Annotated in this window: 17 protein-coding genes; 2 read left to right on the top strand and 15 right to left on the bottom strand. The window is 64.7% G+C overall.

The features are described 5' to 3' along the window. Window positions 1–314 precede the first annotated feature (314 nt). The 6 genes from rseP to pyrH all read right to left on the bottom strand — a co-directional run bounded on the left by rseP (window position 315) and on the right by pyrH (window position 6,000). Window positions 315–1,460 (bottom strand): RIP metalloprotease RseP, encoded by a 1,146-nt coding sequence (gene rseP, locus QM467_RS03625; RefSeq protein ID WP_283364934.1) that lies wholly within the window; start codon window positions 1,458–1,460, stop codon window positions 315–317. A gap of 82 nt (window positions 1,461–1,542) precedes the next feature. Then, entirely contained in the window at window positions 1,543–2,739 is a 1,197-nt protein-coding gene (gene dxr, locus QM467_RS03620; protein ID WP_283364933.1) for a 1-deoxy-D-xylulose-5-phosphate reductoisomerase, read from the bottom strand. Between the two features lie 7 nt (window positions 2,740–2,746). After that, window positions 2,747–3,637: a phosphatidate cytidylyltransferase gene (locus QM467_RS03615; protein WP_283364932.1), complete on the bottom strand. Its 891-nt coding sequence runs from the start codon at window positions 3,635–3,637 to the stop codon at window positions 2,747–2,749. Window positions 3,638–3,676: 39 nt separating this feature from the next. Further along, complete coding sequence (locus tag QM467_RS03610; protein ID WP_283364931.1) at window positions 3,677–4,462, bottom strand: isoprenyl transferase; 786 nt, start codon at window positions 4,460–4,462, stop codon at window positions 3,677–3,679. A gap of 150 nt (window positions 4,463–4,612) precedes the next feature. Next, window positions 4,613–5,173, bottom strand: coding sequence for a ribosome recycling factor (gene frr / locus QM467_RS03605; protein WP_283364930.1), 561 nt, complete (start codon window positions 5,171–5,173; stop codon window positions 4,613–4,615). A gap of 98 nt (window positions 5,174–5,271) precedes the next feature. Continuing rightward, the gene (pyrH, locus tag QM467_RS03600) at window positions 5,272–6,000 is read right to left on the bottom strand and encodes a UMP kinase (RefSeq protein ID WP_283364929.1); all 729 of its coding nucleotides are present in this window, start codon (window positions 5,998–6,000) and stop codon (window positions 5,272–5,274) included. Window positions 6,001–6,176: 176 nt separating this feature from the next. On the opposite strand from pyrH, the gene QM467_RS03595 reads away from it, so the two are divergent. Next, the gene (locus QM467_RS03595; RefSeq protein WP_283364928.1) at window positions 6,177–7,664 is read left to right on the top strand and encodes a hypothetical protein; all 1,488 of its coding nucleotides are present in this window, start codon (window positions 6,177–6,179) and stop codon (window positions 7,662–7,664) included. A 52-nt stretch (window positions 7,665–7,716) separates the two neighbouring features. On the opposite strand, the gene tsf is transcribed toward QM467_RS03595, so the two are convergent. The 7 genes from tsf to QM467_RS03560 form a co-directional block, all read right to left on the bottom strand. After that, complete coding sequence (tsf, locus tag QM467_RS03590) at window positions 7,717–8,646, bottom strand: translation elongation factor Ts (protein WP_283364927.1); 930 nt, start codon at window positions 8,644–8,646, stop codon at window positions 7,717–7,719. A 170-nt stretch (window positions 8,647–8,816) separates the two neighbouring features. After that, a complete protein-coding gene (locus QM467_RS03585; RefSeq protein WP_283364926.1) occupies window positions 8,817–9,821 on the bottom strand; it encodes a 30S ribosomal protein S2 in 1,005 nt (334 codons plus the stop codon). 177 nt (window positions 9,822–9,998) lie between these two features. Then, entirely contained in the window at window positions 9,999–10,676 is a 678-nt protein-coding gene (locus tag QM467_RS03580) for a hypothetical protein (protein WP_283364925.1), read from the bottom strand. Between the two features lie 134 nt (window positions 10,677–10,810). After that, complete coding sequence (locus QM467_RS03575) at window positions 10,811–12,016, bottom strand: fatty acid desaturase (RefSeq protein WP_283364924.1); 1,206 nt, start codon at window positions 12,014–12,016, stop codon at window positions 10,811–10,813. A 106-nt stretch (window positions 12,017–12,122) separates the two neighbouring features. After that, window positions 12,123–15,581 carry a DNA polymerase III subunit alpha gene (dnaE, locus tag QM467_RS03570; RefSeq protein ID WP_283364923.1) on the bottom strand — a complete coding sequence of 1,153 codons (3,459 nt, stop codon included), beginning with the start codon at window positions 15,579–15,581 and terminating at the stop codon, window positions 12,123–12,125. 370 nt (window positions 15,582–15,951) lie between these two features. Next, window positions 15,952–16,680 carry an ABC transporter ATP-binding protein gene (locus QM467_RS03565; protein WP_283364922.1) on the bottom strand — a complete coding sequence of 243 codons (729 nt, stop codon included), beginning with the start codon at window positions 16,678–16,680 and terminating at the stop codon, window positions 15,952–15,954. Further along, window positions 16,673–17,974, bottom strand: a complete 1,302-nt coding sequence (locus QM467_RS03560) for a lipoprotein-releasing ABC transporter permease subunit (RefSeq protein WP_283364921.1) — start codon at window positions 17,972–17,974, stop codon at window positions 16,673–16,675. The genes QM467_RS03565 and QM467_RS03560 overlap by 8 nt, the downstream gene beginning before the upstream one ends. Window positions 17,975–18,308: 334 nt before the next feature. On the opposite strand from QM467_RS03560, the gene QM467_RS03555 reads away from it, so the two are divergent. Then, the gene (locus QM467_RS03555) at window positions 18,309–19,280 is read left to right on the top strand and encodes a hypothetical protein (RefSeq protein ID WP_283364920.1); all 972 of its coding nucleotides are present in this window, start codon (window positions 18,309–18,311) and stop codon (window positions 19,278–19,280) included. Window positions 19,281–19,302: 22 nt separating this feature from the next. On the opposite strand, the gene QM467_RS03550 is transcribed toward QM467_RS03555, so the two are convergent. Then, complete coding sequence (locus QM467_RS03550) at window positions 19,303–20,604, bottom strand: RsmB/NOP family class I SAM-dependent RNA methyltransferase (protein WP_283364919.1); 1,302 nt, start codon at window positions 20,602–20,604, stop codon at window positions 19,303–19,305. A gap of 104 nt (window positions 20,605–20,708) precedes the next feature. Then, window positions 20,709–21,095 (bottom strand): hypothetical protein, encoded by a 387-nt coding sequence (locus QM467_RS03545; RefSeq protein ID WP_283364918.1) that lies wholly within the window; start codon window positions 21,093–21,095, stop codon window positions 20,709–20,711. Between the last annotated feature and the right edge of the window lie 69 nt (window positions 21,096–21,164).

Raw genomic sequence — 21,164 nt, 5'->3', positions numbered from 1 at the left:
CCGTGAACTCTTCCAGCGCTTGGGGACTCGCCCCGCAAGCGGAGGCCGAATCTTGCGATTCGGCCGAACTTCAGACGCGGCTGGATAACACACAAACCCAGCCTGCCCATCTCACTCTGCTTCTACAAGGTTTACGGAACCCTGCAAACGCCTAACGGCCGCTGTCTCGTTTTTTTACGCCGCCGTGGCCGGTAAGCCACGTTTTTGCTTCACATTTCTGCCGCAATCCCCGAATGAACCCCAAGAAAACGCCCGTTGCTTGGCGCAACGGGCGTGTTGTTTCATGGCGTCCAGCATCCCATCGAAATGGGATATCAGCCGATATTCAGCCATTGCCGGGTGATGCGGACAAGGTCGTTATAGGTCGCGACCAGCATAAGCGCGGCGACGAAAGCGAGGCCGATGCGGAACCCGAATTCCTGCGCCCGCTGTGTCAGCGCCCGGCCACGGGCCGCTTCGCAGGCGTAATAGAGCAAATGTCCGCCATCGAGCAGAGGCACAGGCAGCAGATTCAGCAGCCCGATTGAGATCGAGAGAATTGCCGCGAGATTGAACAGCGGCCAGATGCCCGCTTTCGCCACTTCGCCGGACACTTCGGCGATGCGGATCGGACCCGACAATTGCTCCGGCGATTCGCGGCCGATCACCAACCCGCCCAGATAGGAGCCTGTGCGTTCGATGACATACCAGGTCTCGCCGGTCGCCTCGACTAAGGCCTTCGGCAGGCTGTAGCTGACCGTGCGCCAGTCTTCCGGCGCGCCGCCAGCGGCGACGCCGAGCACCCCGCCCCGGCTGACGCCGAACGGCGTCCGGGTGTCCTTGCGCTCGGGCGTGGCGTCGATTGCGACCGGCTTGCCGTCGCGCTGCACCATGAAGCGCAGCGGCGTGTCGCCGGAAGCCGAAACGATGCGCTGCATTTCCGCGAAACTGTCGATTGGCTGGCCGTCGATGGACACGACCAGGTCGCCTTTCTGGAACCCCGCCGCGGCGGCGCGTCCGCCAGCGACCACGCTTTCAATGCGCGGCGTCAGCACCGAGCGTCCGTCGACATAGAACAGCGCCGTGAAGATCACGATGGCGAGGATGAAATTCGCAATCGGCCCTGCGGCGACAACCGCGGCGCGCTTCCAGACCTTTTGCGCGAAGAATGAGACCGCGCGCTCGGTTTCCGGCATCTTGGACGTCGCGTCAAAATCGGGCTGGCTCGCCCCATTGGCGTCGCCGTGAAAGCGGACATAGCCGCCCAGGGGAATGGCCGCGAGCCGCCAGCGTGTGCCGCTGCGATCGACGTAATGCGCCAGTTCAGGCCCGAATCCCATCGAAAAGGCGTCAACCTTGATCCCGCAGAGGCGGCCGATCAGGAAATGGCCGAATTCGTGAACGAACACGACAAGGCTGAGCACGAAAAGGAAGGGCACGAGATAGGACCCCACGGTCCAGAGCCAGTGAAAAATCGCCATGACCTACTCCGCCCGCGATGACGGACTAGATCCCGCCTGTCGCGAAAATGGTTACCATTTCGTTACCATGACGCATCACGGTTTAATGGCCAAGGCCTGCGAGGACCGCCCGGGACCTTTCTCTGACAATATGGTCAACGGCGAGGGCGGCATCAATGTCTGGCGGAGTCCGAGCCGCGCCCTCCTTGTCAAAAATCTCACAAATCGCTTCAACATGCTTGGCTATATCATTGAAGCTGATGCGTTTATCAAGAAAGGCCGCAACCATGATCTCGTTCGCCGCGTTCAGAATGGTCGGCATGGCGCCCCCCGCCGCGAGCGCCTGCATGGCGACGCGGAGCGCGGGGAAACGATTGAAATCCGGCTTCTCGAAGGTCAGGGAGCCGATCTCGGCGAGATCGAGCCGGCGCGCCTGGGTGGGGACGCGGTCCGGCCAGCCGAGACAATGCGCGATCGGAACCTTCATGTCCGGCATCGCCATGCCCGCCGTCACGGCGCCGTCGGTGAACGAGACGAGGCCATGCACGATGGATTGCGGATGAACCAGAACATCGAGCTTGCCGGCGTCGATGCCGAAGACATGCAGGGCCTCGATCAGTTCGAGCCCTTTGTTCATCAGGCTCGCCGAATCGATGGTCACCTTGGGGCCCATCGCCCAGTTCGGATGGGCGAGCGCCTGATCCGGCGTGGCCGCCGCGATCTGCTCGGCGCTCCAGGTCCGGAAGGGGCCGCCCGACGCCGTCAGCCACATTTTCTCGATGGTCTTCGCGCTTTCGCCGCCGAGCGCCTGGAAAATGGCGTTGTGCTCGGAATCCATCGGCAGGATGCGGACGTCCTTTTCGCGCGCCCGGCGCATGAAGGGCTCTCCCGCGCAGACGAGACATTCCTTGTTGGCGAGCGCCACGTTGCGTCCCGCCTCCACGGCGGCAAAAGTCGGGATCACGCCCGCCGCGCCCGCGATGGCGCCGACGACGAGGTCGGAATCCATGGCGGCGGCCTCCTTGAGCGACTCAGGCCCCGCGCCGACCGCGATATTCGTTCCCGCCAGCTCGGCCTTGAGCTCGGCATAGGCCGAGGGATCGGCGACGGCGGCGAAGGTCGCCTTCAAAGTTCGAGCCACCCGCGCCAGATTCTTTGCGTCTCGCCCACCCGCGACCGCCACCGTCTCGAAGGAGCCCGGCGCGCCAAGGATCACCGCTTCGGTCGACCGGCCGATCGAGCCGGTGGCGCCGAGAATGGTCAGTTTGCGGGGCGGCGAGACTTGAGCGGGAGCTGTCATTCGAATCCTATTGCCAATAGAGCAAACCGGCAGCCGCGCTCGGCAGACCGCGCGCCATGCCAAACAAGGCGGCGAAAATCGCCGCCGCGATGAAGCCGTCGAGCCGGTCCATGACGCCGCCATGTCCCGGGATGAGCCGGCTGGAATCCTTTAACCCGTAACGGCGCTTGACCCAGGACTCGAACAAGTCGCCGCCCTGCGCCACGGCGCCGGCGGCCAGGCCAAGCAGGAAGACCGGCAGCAGCGGAGCCAGCACATTGGGCCAGACATGGGCGACGAAGGCGCCGAAAGCCGCGCCGCAAATGACGCCGACGAGAAAACCGGACCAGGTCTTCCCGGGCGAGATGCGCGGCGCCAGCTTTGGTCCGCCGATCAACCGTCCGCCGAAATAGGCGCAGACATCCGTCCCCCACACGACGGCGAATAGCCAACCGATCGCGCAGACGCCGAAAAAAGGCGCATGACGCAGAGAGAGCGTCGCCAGCAGCAGGCCGCCCGCGTAAAACAGGCCGAATCCGCTCCAGAGCAGAAAGCCGGAGCCCCCGGCCCAGGCGGCGAAGGCCGCAGCCAGCGGAATCATCGCGAAAGCGAGTTCGGTCAGCCCGAGTCGATAGAACGCGGCGGCGGCGCAGAGCGCCAAGCCGCCGCTGAAAAAACGCAGCCAGGGCAGCGGCGCGCCGATCAGGCGCTGCCATTCCCAATGCACAGCCAGGGCGGCGATCAGCCAGTAGAGCACGAACAGCCAGCCGCCCGCGAAGAGCGACCCGACCGCCGTCGCAACCAGCACCATCCCGGAAGCCGCGCGGACGCCGAGGTCTTCCAGATGATGGCGCGACATCAGGCCCGGCGGGATGGCCTGCGCCGGTTCTGCCGGCGGCGCCAGATCCTTTTCATTCATGGCCGGTCAGCCGAAGTTCTTGGGCAAGGCAGCCGAAAATCATGAGGCGGATTTCACTTTCGGGACGCAGGCCGCGCCAACGCCGCCGAAGCGCCGCTCGCGGGCGCGGAAGCTCTCGATTGCCTGTTCGAAGGACTGGCGGTCGAAATCTGGCCAGTAGATCGGCAGAAACACCAGCTCGCTATAGGCCGCCTGCCACATCAGGAAATTGGAGAGCCGCATCTCGCCCGAGGTGCGGATGATGAGGTCCGGGTCCGGAATGCCCGACGTATGGAGGCGCGCGGCGAAGGCGGCCTCGTCGATGTCGTCGGGGTTGAGCCGCCCGGCGGCCGCGTCGCGCGCCAGAGCCCGCGCCGCCTCGACGATTTCCTGCCGCGCGCCATAATTGAAGGCGACGATCAGGTGCAGCCTGTCATTGTGGCGCGTGCGCTGCTCGGCCTCGTCGAGCAGAGCCACGATGTCGGGCTTGAGATTGTCGCGCTCGCCGATCACCCTGATTCGGACGCCCGATTCCTGAAGCGTGAGCAAGTCGTTGCGGATGAAGAGCTTCAGAAGGCCCATCAGTTCGGCGATTTCCTGCGGGGGGCGCGCCCAGTTCTCGCTGGAGAAGCTGTAGACCGTGAGATAGCGCACGCCGAGATCGGTCGCCGCGCGCACGGTGCGGCGAAGGGCCTCGACTCCACGACGATGGCCTTCGAAACGCGGAAGACTGCGCGCAGCCGCCCAGCGGCCGTTGCCGTCCATGATGATTCCGACATGCAGCCCTTGGGCGTCAGCCGCGCCTGCCTGGCCGGCGACGCCGCCGCTTGTCTGCTTTTCGCTCATCGAGCTCCGTCCGCTGCCCCAATAGCGCGCCGCTTCGCCAGCGCCGGCGCCGGGTTGAAGCGGGCTTCCCGCGCGCGCCAATCATTGCACGCCCAATTGCCTTAGCACAATCATCCGCCGGAAACGACGCCCGGCGGAAAGGAGGCCCGCTCAGACCTGCATGATCTCTTTTTCCTTGCCGGCCAGAACCGTATCGATTTCGCCGATGGCGGAGTCGGTGGCCTTCTGCACCTCGGTCTCGTGGCGCTTTTCGTCGTCCTCGCTGATCGCCTTGTCCTTGACCAGCTTCTTCAGGGTGTCCATGCCGTCGCGGCGCACATGGCGCACGGCCACACGGGAATCCTCGGCATATTTATGGGCCAGCTTGACGAGCTCCTTGCGGCGCTGCTCGTTCAGCTCCGGGATGCGGATGCGGAGGATCTGGCCTTCGACGGTCGGCGACAGGCCGAGATTGGCGTCGCGGATCGCCTTGTCGACGGGGCCGACCATGCCCTTGTCCCAGACTTGCACGGCCAGGGCGCGGGATTCCGGCACCGAAATGGTCGCCACCTGGTTGAGAGGCATGGACTGGCCATAGGCCTCGACCTGGACAGGCTCGAGCAAGGCCGCGGAGGCGCGACCTGTCCGAAGGCCGCCCAATTCATGCTTGAGAGCCTGGATCGCGCCCTGCATGCGCCGTTTGATTTCCGCCAGATCGAATGGAGCGCTCATGAAACCACCTGTCCTCACCGGCGCGCGAGCGCCTTCTTTTTCTGTAACGGGCCGCGCCGTGCTGGCTATCGCCAAATGCGCCAGGCCCGGCTTTTTCGTCACGGAACGACGATTGTCGCCTTGCCCTGCCCCGACAGCGCCTCTGTGATGGCGCGCGGCGAGGCGATCGAGAACACGATTATCGGAATCCGGTTCTCCCTCGCAAGTGCAAAGGCCGCGGTATCCATCACGGCGAGGTTTTTCGCGATCGCTTCGTCATGCGTCAGGCTCTCGTAGCGCGTCGCCTTGGGGTCCTTCTTGGGGTCGGCAGTATAGATGCCGTCCACCTGGGTCGCCTTCATGATGGCGTCGCAGGACAATTCCGCGCCGCGCAAGGCTGCGCCCGTATCCGTCGTGAAGAAGGGATTGCCGGTTCCGCCGGCGAGAATCGCGACGCGGCCCTTGGAGAGATGATGCAGCGCAGCCTGGCGCGAATAGGGCTCGCAGACCGAAGGCATGGCCACGGCGGAGAGCGCGCGCGCCGGCCGGCCGAGCTTTTCCAGCGCATATTCGATGGCCAACGCGTTCATGACGGTCGCCAGCATTCCGATGGAATCGGCGCGGGCGCGCTCGATGCCCTTGTCGGCGCCCTGGATGCCGCGGAAGAAATTGCCGCCGCCGACAACCACCGCAATCTCGACGCCAAGTCCCGCCGCCGCGTCAAGATCGCCCGCGATCCGCTCCAGAGTAGCGGAATCGAGGCCGTGGGTCTGGCCGCCCTGAAGGGCCTCGCCCGACAGTTTCACCACCACGCGTTTCCATTTCGGGGTTTGAGGCGAAGCGTTCATGCCGGGCTCCTTGCGCGGGCCGCGATTCGAGCGGCCGCGTCCCGCTTCTAAAGCATCGCGGCAATCTTTGGAATCGCCGGTATGGGAATCCCGCATCGGCCTTTCGCAGCCCTTTCTTTACCGCCTTCCGCCTACGCTCTCCCCATTGTCGCCGCGACGAGCCTCGAATTCGCCTCATGACCTTTGCAGCCCTGCCACTGACCGCCGCCTCCCCCGCCGGATCCATCGGCCGCAGCGCATGGACGCCCGCCGCGGCGGCTTTGCTCATCTTCTCCCTCACCCTGCTGTCGCCCGCCATCCTCAACGATGGCGACACATTCTGGCATATTGCGGCGGGCGACTGGATCCTCGCCCATCGCGCCGTTCCGACCATCGATCCCTTCACTTTCAGCTTTGGCGGCGCGCCGTGGACGGCCCATGAATGGCTGTCAGAGGTCCTGCTGGCGCTCAGCTTCCGCCTGGGCGGCTGGAGCGGCGTGGTGGTCTTGACTGCAGCGGCGGTCGCGGCGACGATTTTCATCTTCATCCGCCGACTGGCCCGCGATCTCGACGGAGCCGCCCTGCTCTGCGTCGCGGCGCTCGGTTTCAGCCTCGTCGCCGGCAGCCTGCTGGCCCGTCCGCATGTCTTCGCCTTGCCCGCACTCGCCGCATGGGCCGCCGGACTGCTTTCCGCGCGCGACAGGGACGAAGCGCCTTCGCTGGCTCTGCTGCCGGTGATGACGCTGTGGTCAAATCTGCATGGCAGCTTCATCTTCGGCCTCGCCCTGATCGGCCCCTTCGCGCTCGAAGCCGTGCTGGCCGCCCCCTCGGAGAAAAGGATCGCCTCCACGCGCGGCTGGATTCTGTTCAGCGTGCTGGCGGTCGGCGCGGCTTTGATCAACCCGCTGGGGATCGAGGCCCTGCTGTTCCCGATCCGACTGATGGGCCAGAAAAGCCTCGCGGGCGTTGGCGAATGGCGGCCGGAAGCCTTCGATCACGTCGGGCCAATGGAAATCGCGTTGTTCGCCCTGCTCGGCTTCGCACTGCTTCGTCCGCTGCGCGTGGCGCCGGTGCGGCTGCTGCTGCTGATCGGCCTGATCCACCTCGCCCTGCATCATACGCGGCACGGAATGCTGCTCGGGCTGCTGGCCCCGATGATCCTCGCCCGCCCGATCGCCGAAGCCTTGGCGAAAACGCCCGAAACCCAGGCGCAAGAGCCGGATGCTCCACGCAGCTTGACCCATGTTCAAGCGGCGCTAGCGCTCGCGCTTTTCGTCGCGCTGGCCAGTTTGCGGCTCGCCATTCCGGTCGCACGCGAAGACGGCCCGATGGCCCCCATCTCCGCCGTCGCCGCTGTTCCGTCCGAACTGCGCGCGCGTCCCGTGCTCAATCATTACGACTTCGGCGGCTATCTGATCTTTTCGGGCGTCAGGCCCTATGTCGATGGCCGCGCGGATCTGTTCGGCGACGCTTTCCTCGACAATTTCGACCGCATCGCCGCCGGAAACGCCAAGGCGCTCGACGCCGCGATCGAGAAGGACGCGATCGTCTGGACGATCTTCCCGCCGACCTCCGCCGTCGTGCGGACGCTCGACGCCCGCCCCGGCTGGAAAAGGATTTACGCCGACCGCGACGCCATCATCCACGCCCGCGCCGACGCCCTGCCCTTCGATTTACACAAATGAAAAAGGCGGCCAATGCGGCCGCCTTTCCCTGAAATGAGAGTGAAGCCTGTACTCAGGCTTCGCCCGAAACCGCCGCCGCGACCTCCGCCGCGAAATCCGATTCCTGCTTCTCGATGCCTTCTCCGAGCGCATAGCGGACGAAGCCCTTCAGAGCCACGGGGGCGCCGACGGTCTTGGCGGCTTCGGCGACAGCCTGCGACACGGTCTTGCCATTGTCGTGGATATAGGGCTGCTCGAGCAGCGTGACTTCCTTGAAATAGGTCTTCAGGCCGGATTCGACGATCTTTTCCAGCACATGATCCGGCTTGCCGGCGTTCTTCTCGCGCAGCACGTTCTTCTCGCGCTCCAGCACGGCCGGGTCGATGCCGGCGGCGTCCAGCGCCAGCGGACCGGCGGCGGCGACATGCATGGAGATCTTGCGGCCGAGTTCGGTCAGTTGTTCCTTGTCGCCGGTCGATTCCAGCGCGACGATGACGCCGATCTTGCCGAGGCCGTCGCCGATCGAATTATGGACATACTGGCCGATCACGCCCTGCGAGACGCTGAGCGCGGAAACGCGGCGCAGGGTCATGTTCTCGCCGATGGTGGCGATGGCGTTGGAGATCGCGTCGGCGACGGTGCCGGCACCGCCCGGATAATGCTGGTTCTTGAGGGCTTCGACGTCGGTCTCGCCCTTTTCCACCGCGACCAGCGCGATGGTCTTGACCAGAGCCTGGAATTCCTCGTTGCGGGCGACGAAATCGGTTTCGGAATTGACTTCGACGGCCACGCCCTTCTCGCCATGCACGGCGACGCCGACCAGGCCTTCAGCCGCGACGCGGCCGGACTTCTTGGCGGCCTTGGACAGGCCTTTTTTGCGCAGCCAATCGACAGCCGCCTCGATGTCGCCGCCCGTCTCATTGAGCGCGCCCTTGCAGTCCATCATGCCCGCGCCGGTCTTTTCGCGCAGGTCTTTCACCATCGCGGCGGTGATATTGGCCATGGAAACGTTTCCTTCAGGGTTTAAGGCCGGCGCTCTGGCGCCTCTGCCGTATGAAAATCGGGAAAATGTGAAAACTGGAAGACAATCGACGAGCGTCAGTCGCCCATTCAAAAGGACGGCGCGCCAAGCAGGACCCGGCGCGCCGCGAATCTCCCAGCTGAAGGTTTGGATCAGCCGGCGATGAGGCCGCGCGCCTGTTCGACCCAGCCGCCGACCTTGCCGTTCAGCTTCAGATCGGCGTCGACCTTCTGGGAATCCTCGGCGGTCATGGCCGCGAACTGCCAGTAATGGAACAGGCCGGCTTCGTTCAGCTTCTTCTCGACCTGCGGGCCGACGCCAGCCAGCTTGGACAGGTCGTCGGGGGCGCCGCGCGGCGCGGTCAGCAGTTCGAACTGGTCGGCCGCGGCTTCGCCGATTTCGGCGTCGGCGGGCAATTCGCCAACGGTGGGCTCCTCGAAGGCGCCGGTGTCGAGGCCGAGCGAACCCTGGCTGCGGGAAATGCCGTCGAGCGCGGCGCGGGCGATCAGGTCGCAATAGAGCGCGATGGCGCGGCCGGCGTCGTCATTGCCCGGGATCGGGAAGGTGATGCCGTCCGGATCGCAATTGGTGTCGAGGATGGCCGCAACCGGAATGTGCAGGCGGGCCGCTTCCTTGATCGCCAACTGCTCCTTGTTGGTGTCGATGACGAAGATCAGGTCTGGGACGCCGCCCATATCCTTGATGCCGCCAAGAGCCTTTTCCAGCTTCTCGCGCTCGCGCGAGAGCATCAGGCGCTCTTTCTTGGTCAAGCCGGAGGCGCCGGCGCCCAACTGGTCGTCGAGCTTGCGCAGGCGCTGGATCGAGGCCGAAATGGTCTTCCAGTTGGTGAGCATGCCGCCCAGCCAGCGGGAGTTGATGTAATATTGCGCGGAACGCTTGGCGGCGTCGGCGATCTGCTCCTGCGCCTGGCGCTTGGTGCCGACGAACAGCACGCGGCCGCCCTTGGCCACGGTGTCCGACACGGCCTTCAGCGCCTGATGCAGCAGCGGCACGGTCTGGGCGAGATCGATGACGTGGATGTTATTGCGGGTGCCGAAGATGTAGGGGGCCATTTTCGGATTCCAGCGATGCGACTGGTGACCGAAATGAGCGCCGACTTCGAGAAGGCCGCGCATGGAAAAATCGGGAAGCGACATAAAACTATTCTCCGGTTAGACCTCCGCGAATTTTCGGGCCTTGCGGCCACCGGAGCGAAACCTTGAAACAGGCCCGCCTGAATTCGCGTGTGGGATGGACGGCCCTCCTATAGCAGCCGGGGCCGTTTGGCAAGGCGGATCGAGAATTTCCTGCTCTCCGCCCTGGCTCCGGGCCACTCAGCGGCGGTCGCCGGGGGACTGGGAGTCTTCGCCGCGCCGGCCGATGAAGCGAATGGTCAAAGGATAGCCCGGCGCGCTGGCCGCCATGGATTTCGTGAAATTCAAGGGCGTGCAGGCCTTGAGCGCATCGAGGATCGAGGTCCGCACCACATCCTGCGACGATCCCTGCGCCGCTTTCACATAGGTGATCCGGGGCGGCCAGCGCACCGAACCGCCGCTGTCGAAGCCGAATCGGATCGTGACCTCGACTGTCTCTCCTTTCGCCGGAATGGGCGGCGCCCAGCATTTCGCCAGCGCCCGCGCCGCCTCGATCGGACGGGTCACTGGCGAGGAGGATCGCGCGTCCTCGGGCCCGTGCTGATCCGACACTATCTTGTCGATGGTCATCACCATCCCTTGCGACAGGGAGGGCGCCACGCCTGAATAGGATGGTTCGCGAAAAGGCGCCGACCCGGACGCGGGCGGCATGTCCGGCGCCATCGGCATGCCGGCGGGCGGCGCCGGCAGGATGATATTCGGAACGATGGTGGGGCCTGGCAGCACGCGCGGAAAATTGCGGTGCGGAAAATGAGGCCGGTAGCCCCGCGAGAGATGGGAGCCTCGCTCGCCCATCGCCGGGCCCGCAATTGAGGCAAGCAGGAGAAACACGATTGCCTTGAGGCGGACAGAGGTCATGGCTTCAACTGCGCAAGTCGTGCGGAGCAACAAACCGCCTGCTTCTCCGAGTCCGCCATTATGCCCATTTTCCGCGAGGCCGCCATTGCGCCCGCCCGGCCGCGCCGCCGGCGCTGCCCTCGGCGTCGAGAAGGTCAGTCCGCCGGAAGGGGTTCGGCGTGAGGAATATTATGTTCGCGCATATAGGCGAGTTCGGCTGGCGTTGCGAATTCGCGGTCCCAGGCGTCGAGATGCGGCTGCATGATGCGCCAATAGAGCGGCGGGACGAGCGAAATCAACACCAGCGCGATATAGCCGTGATTAAGGCGCGGCGCTCCCGGGTCAATCTTCAGATCGGCGCAGTGGCGCAGCGGATGAAGGTGATGATCCGTGTGCCGGGCGACATTGTAGAGGATCGCATTGCTGAAGAACGTATAGACGTCCCAGCTCAGGCGGTTGTTGATGCGTTCGCCTTCGAGCCGGAAGAGCCCGTAATGCTCGACATAGGCGGTGCTTTCGAGCAGCAGCCGGCTGAAACCGCCCGCGACGAGAAAGGCCAACCCGCCAGCCGGACCAGCGATGGCGACAAAGACGCCCAGGTAAAGGATGCAAATGCCCCAGGCGGTGACGAATCTGTTGTGAAGCGAAAAAACGGGGCGATTGGTCCGGCGCATGCGCTCGGCTTCGGCCCGCGCGGCGTAAAGCGTGCTGCCGACGGCGCAACGGATCGTGAAGCCATAGAGATTGTCGCCGCGCCTCGCCGTGCCCGGATCGCGCAGCAGGCCGATGTGGCGATGGTGGCAGAAGGGGTGATGGAGGTGAAACACAGGGTCAAGGGCCAGTCCGCCGATCCAGCGCGCGAGTTCGAGATCGAGCCGTGAATTGAGGCGATGGCAGAGCTCGTGCCCCGCCGTCTGGCCGATTCCCCAGTAAAAGCCCTGGGCGAAAACGCCGAGGATCCGATCGCCGAGATTGGTCGAGGCTCGCGCCGCGTCGAGATTGACGCCGACATGCTTCAGCCCGGCGACGATGTGGAAGGGGTCCGCATTAGTGAAATAATGCGCGAACAGGATCGCATTGGTCAGCAGCAGCGGCAAAGCTGCGCGCAGCAGGAAATCATGTAGGGCGTAGGGCGGGTTTTCAGGCTCGGTAATATCGAGCCTGAATTTGACGTTGCCGATAAGGATAGTGATGACGAAAAGGATGAAGGGCAGCCATAGCCAGACGCCTCCGGCGAGCAGCCCGAAAACGCCGAACAGAAAGGCGATATTTTGCAGCGAATATCGGAGATGCGAGAAAAAGGCGGCCGCGCGCGAGGAAAAGCGGAAGCGCTCTGGAGTTATTGTATCGACGGACGTCATCGCGGCCATTCCCGGGGCATTGCTGGCGACAAGCTAGTTAAAACACCCAAGCCCTGTCCAGCCGCAGCTTGGAGAAAACCACCGGGCGTTCCCGCGAAGCCACACCCTACACCAACTCTACTTCCGCCACGCCCGGAATCGCCTTGATGGCGCCCGACGCCTGCGGGTTGATCGGATAGCGGCCGGGGAGCTTGATCTCGACTTCGCGCTCCGGGGCGTCAAGACGGAGCACCAGAAACACCTCGCCTTCGGGCCGACCCTTCAGTTTTTCCGAAAGCTTCGGCAACGGCGAGGAATCGCGCAGGGTGATGCGCAGCCCCTTCTGGATGCGCGCCGCGGCCTCATCGAGCTTTTCGACCATGGTGATGCGCGCGCGGACGTCCTCGCCTTCGACATTGGCCTGAATCGTGACCAGCACGCAGGCGCCCTTCTCCAGCAGATCACGATATTGGTTCAGGCCCTCCTGAAACAGGATCGCCTCATATTGGCCGGTGGGGTCGGACAGGGTCACGATGCCCATCTTGTTGCCGGACTTGGTGCGGCGCTCGGCGCGGTCGAGCACGGTCGCCGCGAGGCGGTTGGCGACGGCGCCCAGCTTCACGCTGCGCACGAAAGGCGCCCAGCTCATGACCTTGAGCCGCTCCAGAACCTTCTGATAGGCGTCGAGCGGATGGCCGGAGACGAAAAAACCGATCGCCTCGAATTCGCGGCGCAGACGCTCTTCCGCCGACCAGTTTTCATATTGCGTCAAACGCAGCGCCTCGGGCTCGCCGGCGCCGAACAGGCCGGTCTGGCCGATGAGATGATCCTCCTGCGCCCGATTGGCGAGGCCGAGTATCTGCTCCACCGCCGCGAAGGCGCGGGCGCGGTCGCGCTCGATCTCGTCGAACCCTCCCGCGGCGGCCAAAGCCTCCAGAACCTTCTTGTTGACCTCGCGCGGGTTGAGCCTTTTGGCGAGATCGGACAGATCGCGGAAGGGCCTGTCCCCGCGCACGGCGACCAGAGCGCCGGCCTGCCCCTCGCCAACCCCTTTCACCGCGGAAAGCGCGTAGCGGATCGTCAATTCGCCGTCGGAATCGCGATGGACGTCGAAATCGACGCCGGACCTGTTGACCGAGGGCGGCTCGATCCGGACGCGGAGCCGGATGGCCTCATTGCGGAATTCCGCCAGCTTGTCGGTATTGCTCTTGTCGAGCGTCATCGAGGCGGCGAGGAACTCGACCGGATGATTGGCCTTGCACCAGGCGGTCTGATAGGCGACCAGCGCATAGGCCGCCGCATGGCTCTTGTTGAAGCCGTAATCGGCGAATTTCGCCAGCAGATCGAAGATTTCGTCGGCCTTGGCCTTTTCGAGACCGCCCTTCATGGCGCCGTCGACGAACCGCGCGCGTTGGGCGTCCATCTCCGCCTTGATCTTCTTGCCCATGGCGCGGCGGAGCATGTCCGCCTCGCCGAGAGAATAGCCGGACAGGATCTGCGCGATCTGCATCACCTGCTCTTGATAAATAATGACGCCGAAAGTTTCCTTCAGCACCGGCTCGATCTTGGGATGGATGTAATCGGCGTCCTCCTCGCCGAGCTTCACCGCGCAATAAGTCGGGATGTTCGCCATCGGGCCGGGGCGATAGAGCGCGACCAGAGCGATGATGTCCTCGAACCGGTCAGCGCGCATTTCGGCCAGAGCCTTGCGCATGCCCGCGCTTTCCAGCTGGAACACGCCGACAGTCTCGCCGCGCCCGAGCATGTCGAAAGTTTTCTTGTCGTCGAGCGGGATCTTGGCCAGATCGACTTCGACCCCGCGCTGCTTGAGCAAAGCCACGCAGGTCGAGAGCGTGGTGAGGGTCTTCAGGCCCAGAAAGTCGAATTTGACCAGCCCCGCCTGCTCGACCCATTTCATATTATATTGGGTCGCCGGCATGTCCGATTTCGGATCGCGATAGAGCGGCGTCAGCTGGTCGAGCGGACGGTCGCCGATCACGATGCCCGCCGCATGGGTCGAAGCGTTGGAATAAAGCCCTTCCAACTTGCGCGCGATCTCCAGCAATTGCCGCACGCGCGAATCCTGCTCGGCAGCCTCCTTCAGGCGCGGCTCGGTGTCGATAGCCTGCTGCAGCGTGATCGGCGCGGCGGGATTCTGCGGCACCAGCTTGGCGAGCTTGTCGACGAGCCCGAGCGGCATTTCCAGCACGCGCCCGACATTGCGCAGCACGCCGCGCGCCAGAAACGAGCCGAAAGTGATGATCTGCGCGACCCGGTCCTTGCCGTAGCGCTCACGCACATAGGCGATCACCTCGTCGCGCCGGGTCTGGCAGAAGTCGATGTCGAAATCCGGCATCGAGACGCGTTCGGGATTGAGAAAGCGTTCGAACAGCAGGGAAAAGCGGATCGGATCGAGGTCGGTGATGGTCAGGGCGTAGGCGACCAGCGAGCCGGCGCCCGAACCACGCCCGGGCCCGACCGGAATTCCCTTCGACTTGGCCCATTTGATGAAGTCCGAGACGATGAGGAAGTAGCCGGGGAATTTCATCCCTTCGATGATCGACAGCTCGAAGGCGAGCCGGTTGCGGTAATCCTCCTCGGTCTGCCCGGGCGCCGGGCCATGGGCCGCCAGCCGCGCGGTCAGTCCAGCCTCGGCCTGGGCGCGCAATTCCGCCGCCTCGTCGGTCCCCTGCGTGAAATTCGGCAGGATCGGCTTGCGCGTGCGCGGCCGATAGGCGCAGCGCATGGCGATTTCGACGCTGTTTTGCGTCGCCTCGGGCAGATCGGCGAAGAGCGCGACCATTTCCGCGCGGGTCTTGAAGCGATGTTCGGGCGTCAGCCTTCGGCGGTTGTCCTGCCCGACGACCGTGCCGTCCGCGATACAGGTCAGCGCGTCATGGGCCTCGTAATCCGCCGCGCTGGCGAAAAAAGGCTCGTTGGTCGCAACGAGAGGAAGCTCCTCGCGATAGGCGAGGTCCAGCAGCAAGGGCTCGACCTGCTGCTCGCTCTCCAGCCCGTGCCTTTGCAATTCGACGTAAAATCGCGTCGGGTACAGCGGCGCGAGAGCCCCCAGTCGCGCCCAGGCGACGTCCGGCTTGTCGAGCAGAAAGGCGCGATCGAGCGGTCCCGTCGGGCCGCCGCTCAGAGCTATCAGCCCTTCGCTCGCCTCTGCGAGCTGCGCAATTCCGACATGCGGCGTCTCGCCGGCCTCGACCTCCAGCCAGGCCTGCGAGACCAGCCGCATGAGATTGGAATAGCCCTGCTCGCTCTGGGCGAGCAGAACGATATTGCCTCGGCCGGCGTCGGCGGGCGGAATCTCGCCGCGCGTGCGCAAAGCCTCGCCGTCGCCGAATTCCACCGTCAGCTGGCAGCCAGCGATGGGCTGCACGCCATCCTTGGCGAATTTCTCTGAAACTTCGAGCGCGCCGAACAGATTATTAGCGTCGGTGACGGCCACCGCCGGCATGGCGTCGGCTGTGGCCAGCTTCAGCAGCCTGCCGACCGGAAGCGCGCCCTCACGCAGCGAAAAGGCGGTGTGGACGTGAAGATGGACGAAGCCGACCTTCGCGATCGTCTCGTCAATCATTCCAACCCTCCCCGTAGCCGCAGAATAGCCACCAGCATAGCCAAGGCCTCTGGTCTTGTCGCGTCCGGCGGCATTGCCGAAAAGTTTGCGCGCCAAAATGCGGTGGATAACCCGCCCGAACAGATGTTCTAATTATATTCTGCTTATGTTCCGTTTGGCAAAATCTTCTGAAAATATTTCTTCCAAGGCCACAAGGATCGCGAAAACAAATTCTTACAGATTAAAAGCCTGTGGATAAGTTCGATTTCTTCTTGTGGACAATTTTTCCACGAGAACAAGGCGCGGCAGGTCAACGCCTTGAAATCGCCCACTTTGCCAGCGCCCCGCGACCGCCGGCCGCGAGCGACTGCCTCGCCGGACAGTTGCAGGGTCAGGGCAACTCGACCAGAAGTCCGTTGCGCAGCGTCACTCTCCGGTCCATCCGCGTCGCGAGCTCGAGGTTATGCGTCGCGATCAGCGCGGAGAGGCCGGTCGCCTTCACCAGCGACATCAAAGCCGTGAAGACGCGATCGGCCGTCTCCGGGTCGAGATTGCCGGTCGGCTCGTCGGCCAGCAGGAGAGCCGGCGCATTGGCGACCGCGCGCGCGATCGCGACCCGCTGCTGCTCGCCGCCCGACATTTCCGAAGGCCTGTGATTCGCGCGCGCGGCGAGGCCGAGATAATCGAGCAGTTCGAGCGCGCGACGTCGCGCCTCGACAGCCGGCAAGCCCGCGATCATCTGCGGCGTCATGACATTTTCCGCCGCGGTGAATTCCGGCAGCAGATGGTGGAACTGATAGACGAAGCCGATTCGGTTGCGGCGCAGGGCGGTGCGCTGCGAATCGCTGAGCGTGGAAGTCGGCAACCCATCGATCACGACCTCGCCGCCGTCCGGCCGCTCAAGCAGTCCGGCAATGTGAAGCAAAGTGGATTTGCCGACGCCGGACGGCGCCACGAGCGCAACCGCCTGATGCGGCCAGAGCACGCCGTCGACTCCCTTGAGAATTTCCAGATAGCCGTCGCCCTCGCGGTAGCGGCGCACGACGCCCTCGAGTCTCAGGGTCGGCGAGATCTCCTGGCTGGCGGCCCTCGCCCCGGCTTCTTGCGTGACGTCACTCATGGCGAAGCGCCTCCACCGGGTCTAGCCGCGCGGCCCGCCACGCGGGATAGAGCGTGGCGAAGAAGGACAGGCACAGGGTCATGATCGCGACGCCGACCACTTCGTGCGGGTCGAGCGACGAGGGCAGTTGCGAGAGATGATAGATGTCGGCGGGAAAAAGATTGAGGCCGAACACGCTATTGATGAACGCCCTGATGCTTTCGAGCTGCAGCGCGAGCGGCACGCCCAGGGCCACGCCCAGCACTGCGCCGGTCGCTCCGATCGACAGGCCGGTCAGGATGAAGATTCGCAGGATCGCCCCGCGGGTCGCGCCCATGGTGCGCAGGATGGCGATGTCACGCCCCTTGTCCTTCACCAGCAGGATCAGCCCCTGCACGATCAGCAGCGAGGCGACGGCGACAATGATCGCCAGAATCAGGAAAATGGCGTCGCTCTCCACCTTCAGAACGTCGAAGAAGCTCTTGTAGCGCTGGCGCCAGTCGGTGAGCATGATCGGCCGGGTGATCTTCTGGACGATTTCGGTGCGCACGTCGTCGACCTTGTCGGGATGGGCGACGAATCCCTCGATGATGTTGACCTCGTTGGGGCGGTCGAAAAAGGCCTGGGCCTCAGCCAGCGGGATGAACACGATCAGCTGATCGAAATCGAACAGGCCGGACTGGAAGATCGCCTTGACCGGATAGGCCTTGAGCCGGGGCGTCATGCCAAATGGCGTCTGGGCGCCGCGCGCGGTGAGAATAGAGACCTTGTCTCCGACCTGCACGCCCAGCACTTCGGCCATCCTCTGGCCGATCACCACGCCGACCTCATCGTCGAAATGCTCCAGCGTCCCCTGTTTCACATTGCCGACTATGCCGGGCAGGCGCTTGAGATCGGCCTCCTGCACGCCGCGCACCAAAGCGCCGGTCTGCTGCTGGGGCGAGGAAATGCCCGCCGCGTTCTCGACCATCGGGAAGGCGAGCGTCACCCCCGGAATCGTGGCGAGCTGATCGGTCAGTTCGCGGTAATCGGTGAGAGGCGTGTCGATCGGCTGGACGAAAATATGACCATTGACGCCGATCAGCTTGGAAATCATCTCGTCGCGCATGCCGTTCATCACCGACATGACCACGATCAGCGCCATCACGCCGACGGTGATGCCGGTGACCGACAGCCCCGCGATGGCCGAGGGGAGCCAGCGGCTCCGGCGCGAGCGCATGTAGCGCAACGCGAGCATGCGCTCATAGGCGCCGAAGGGCGCGGCGCCCGACGCATCGCCGCCGCGACCGGCAAAAATCGATCTCAATTGGGTCATCAGGGTCCGAGGCGGAAGCGGAAGCGAGCGTGAGGAGCCCGAAGCGGCGAGCGCGCCGAGTTCGACGCATTTTCTTCGCAGATAGTCCGGAATTGCGCGCAAAAAAAGACCTTTCCGGACGCTGTCCCTCAATCCGCCGGCCGCAAGCCCGGAGTAGCAGGGAAAACCCTCGGGACAGGTCGGAAACTTGTCCGATTCGGCCATTCCGGCAAGGTCGAATTCCCGCGGCGACGGCAAAAGTCTTAACGCCATTTAGGACGCAATTTAGTTAATGCCCAAACCAGACGGCAATTTGATCGTGCAATCTTTCCCAGCGTCATACTGGGAGCCAGAAGTGTCCGACCCCCGTTTTTTTGAACTGACTCAATTGCCTTTGAAGCAGCGGGCCGCCCGAATCGCCGAACTGTTCGCCGAAGGCGTCGAGAACGATTGCCCCGCCCCCAGCCGCGCGAAACGGCGCCAGGCGCGCGCGGAAACGCTGGCGGAGCGGCCAGCTGCGGCCTTCTCGCGCAAATTGCGCGGGACCCTCCATTGGCTCGCGCCAAAGAACCTGCCCGCCGCGATCCTCGCCTTCGCGCGCATAACTCATGACTGGATGACAGCGCATCAGATGCCCTCGCCGGCCCGCGCCGCACAATCGCCTGAAGGTTTCTGCGGGCTCGCCGCCTCGCTCGAGCCGGAATATCTGATCGACGCCTATGCGCGCGGCCTGATCTTGCGCAATTTCATGGGGGCGCCGACGCTCTGGGCTCCGAGCACCCGCGCCGTGCTGCGGCCGTGGGATTTTCCGCGCGGCATCGCCGCAAGCGACGCCGAAGGCGAACGCGTCAGTCTCGACGAAGCCTTTGACGTCGTGCTCGCCGCCTGCGGCGGCGCGGAGCCGGCTCATTGGCGCAAGCCCGAGCTGGATATGGCGCTCGGCGATCTCTATGACGCCGGATTCGCCCATTCCCTTGAGGTGCGTGGCCGCGATGGCGTTTTGGTCGCCGGCCTGATCGGCGTCGCCGCCGGCGGCGTCTTCACCATCGAGCGCATGTTCGCGCTCGATGAGGATTCGCTCGTCCACGCCGTCAATAATCTGGCTTTTCAGCTCCAGCGCTGGAATTTCGCCCTGATCGACATCAGGAGCCCTTCGGACCTGGCGACGCGACTGCAATGCGCGACCATGACCCGGGCGAATTTTTGCGGCGAACTGGCGAGCAACGCCTGCGGCGGACGCCACGGGCACTGGCGCATCGCCGAAGACCTGCGGCCGCTGGTGCGCCGCATCGGCGAATCGTCCCTGAAAATCGTCGCGCGAGCCTGAGCCGGGCGACGCCAGCGGGGCGTCAGACTCCGGCGCGGAGAAGGACGGCGGCGTAAAAGCCGTCAGTGTCATGCCGGGCCGGGCTGAGACGCAGGCCAGGGCCATGCGGCGATTGGATTCCCGCCAGCGCGTCCAGCCCCGCGCGTTTCAGGCTTTCCTCAGCCGGTTCGGCGGAAAAATCCGGATGGGCGGCGAGAAAACCCGCCACGCGATCCTCATTTTCCTCGCACAGCAGCGAACAGGTGACATAGACCAGCCGCCCGCCCGGCTTTACGAAGGGCGCGGCCCGGGCGAGGACTTCGTCCTGCGCCTTGATCCGCTGCTCCAGGGCGCCCGGACGCATGCGCCATTTGGCGTCGGGATTGCGCCGCCACGTGCCAACGCCCGTGCAAGGCGCGTCGACCAGCACCAGATCGCAGGCTCCCGCGATATCGCCGACCGGATCATGCGCCGGGCCGCGCGGCGCGCGCACCTGCACATTGCGAACCCCTGCCCGATCCAGCCGCGCAAAGATCGGCGTCAGCCGCCGCCCATCGGTATCGGTAGCGTAGATCTGGCCGCTATTGTCCATTTGCGCCGCCATGGCGAGGCTCTTGCCGCCGCCACCGGCGCAAAGGTCGAGCACCTGTTCGCCCGGCGCGGCGCGGGCGAGGCGCGCGGCGATCTGCGAGCCCTCATCCTGAATTTCGACCAGGCCGCGCACATAGGCCGGCTCGGCGGCGAGCGCCGGCGCGCGGCCGTCCTGCGCCTGCGCAATTCTCAAGCCGAGCGGCGCGAAGCGGCACGCCGAGGGGCCGAGATGCGTTAGTTCCTCAAGAGCTTTTTCCCGCGTCGTCTTCAGGGCGTTGACGCGCAGGTCGAGCGGGGCGCGGGCGGAAAGCGCCCGGCCCTCTTCCGCCGCGCGTTCGCCGAAGGCGCGCTCGAATTGAGGCGCCAGCCATTCGGGGAAATCGCCGCGAACCCAGACTGGCGCATCTGCGAGATCCGCTGCGGAGAGGGCCGCGCGCTCGTCAGCGCTCAAAGGCGACGGCGCATGGCCCTCGCCGCTGAAATGACTTTCGATCTCGCCGGGCGAATAACCGCGCGCAAGAACCAGCGCGCCGATCATTTCCGCGCGAGGCGTCTCGGATTTCATGAGCCAGCGCGCCGAGGCGCGGCGGCGCAGGGCGTCATAGACGAGCGAGGCGATGGCCGCCCTGTCCTTGGACCCTGCAAAGCGATGGGCGAGGCCCCAATCCTTCATGGCGTCATTCGCCGGGCGACGGCGGGTTTCGAGATCGTCGAGAACTTCAATCGCGGCGGCGATCCGGGCGGAGGGATGCATCTTGACCTATAGGAAAAAGGGGGGGGGAACGGCGCGCGGGCCGCCCTTCATGGGGCTCGTCGTTCCATAGTCCTCGCCCGCGCGCAACCCAAATCGATCCAGCGTCAGGGCGCGCTCGCCTCGCCCGGAGGCGCGTGGAACACCAGCCAGGCGAACAGGATTGCGTCGAGCAGGACGATGATCGAGCCGATTCCCGCGAACGAATCGCCGATGGGGTGGCCCAGATGCAGCAGCGCCACGCCGAGGGTCAGCGTCAGCGTTCCGGCGATCCAGATCCAGACCTGCGGCCTGGCCAGCGGATTCATTTCCACCGTCGGATTGAGGCGGTAGAAAATGCCGATCAGGAAAAGCGCGACGAATCCGAGCAGATTTAGATGCGCATGCGCGGCGAGGGCCGAATGCTCGCCGGATATGCCCATCTGCAGGCCCCAGGCCATTCCTGAGATGAGAATCAAAACCCCGGCTCTGAAACACAGGCAAGATGGCGTCATGGCCCCTCCTTTTGCGCGCAGGAAAGGCGGCTGGAAGCCCGCCTTTCGATTTGCGCCCCAGAAGGCGTC

The sequence above is a fragment of the Rhodoblastus sp. 17X3 genome (assembly GCF_030056575.1).
GTDB lineage: Bacteria > Pseudomonadota > Alphaproteobacteria > Rhizobiales > Beijerinckiaceae > Rhodoblastus.
The sequence above is the reverse complement of the archived record's forward strand: the minus strand, read 5'-3'. Positions and strand labels throughout refer to the sequence as shown.

Excerpts from the sequence above, each read along its gene's own strand:
- QM467_RS03565 (WP_283364922.1), bottom strand. The coding sequence starts at position 16,680 with ATGAGTGACGTCACGCAAGAAGCCGGGGCGAGGGCCGCCAGCCAGGAG.
- QM467_RS03610 (WP_283364931.1), bottom strand. The coding sequence starts at position 4,462 with ATGAGCGAAAAGCAGACAAGCGGCGGCGTCGCCGGCCAGGCAGGCGCG.
- QM467_RS03545 (WP_283364918.1), bottom strand. The coding sequence starts at position 21,095 with ATGACGCCATCTTGCCTGTGTTTCAGAGCCGGGGTTTTGATTCTCATC.
- QM467_RS03615 (WP_283364932.1), bottom strand. The coding sequence starts at position 3,637 with ATGAATGAAAAGGATCTGGCGCCGCCGGCAGAACCGGCGCAGGCCATC.
- dxr (WP_283364933.1), bottom strand. The coding sequence starts at position 2,739 with ATGACAGCTCCCGCTCAAGTCTCGCCGCCCCGCAAACTGACCATTCTC.
- QM467_RS03550 (WP_283364919.1), bottom strand. The coding sequence starts at position 20,604 with ATGCATCCCTCCGCCCGGATCGCCGCCGCGATTGAAGTTCTCGACGAT.
- frr (WP_283364930.1), bottom strand. The coding sequence starts at position 5,173 with ATGAGCGCTCCATTCGATCTGGCGGAAATCAAACGGCGCATGCAGGGC.
- QM467_RS03580 (WP_283364925.1), bottom strand. The coding sequence starts at position 10,676 with ATGACCTCTGTCCGCCTCAAGGCAATCGTGTTTCTCCTGCTTGCCTCA.
- QM467_RS03560 (WP_283364921.1), bottom strand. The coding sequence starts at position 17,974 with ATGACCCAATTGAGATCGATTTTTGCCGGTCGCGGCGGCGATGCGTCG.
- QM467_RS03575 (WP_283364924.1), bottom strand. The coding sequence starts at position 12,016 with ATGACGTCCGTCGATACAATAACTCCAGAGCGCTTCCGCTTTTCCTCG.
- rseP (WP_283364934.1), bottom strand. The coding sequence starts at position 1,460 with ATGGCGATTTTTCACTGGCTCTGGACCGTGGGGTCCTATCTCGTGCCC.
- dnaE (WP_283364923.1), bottom strand. The coding sequence starts at position 15,581 with ATGATTGACGAGACGATCGCGAAGGTCGGCTTCGTCCATCTTCACGTC.
- pyrH (WP_283364929.1), bottom strand. The coding sequence starts at position 6,000 with ATGAACGCTTCGCCTCAAACCCCGAAATGGAAACGCGTGGTGGTGAAA.
- tsf (WP_283364927.1), bottom strand. The coding sequence starts at position 8,646 with ATGGCCAATATCACCGCCGCGATGGTGAAAGACCTGCGCGAAAAGACC.
- QM467_RS03595 (WP_283364928.1), top strand. The coding sequence starts at position 6,177 with ATGACCTTTGCAGCCCTGCCACTGACCGCCGCCTCCCCCGCCGGATCC.
- QM467_RS03585 (WP_283364926.1), bottom strand. The coding sequence starts at position 9,821 with ATGTCGCTTCCCGATTTTTCCATGCGCGGCCTTCTCGAAGTCGGCGCT.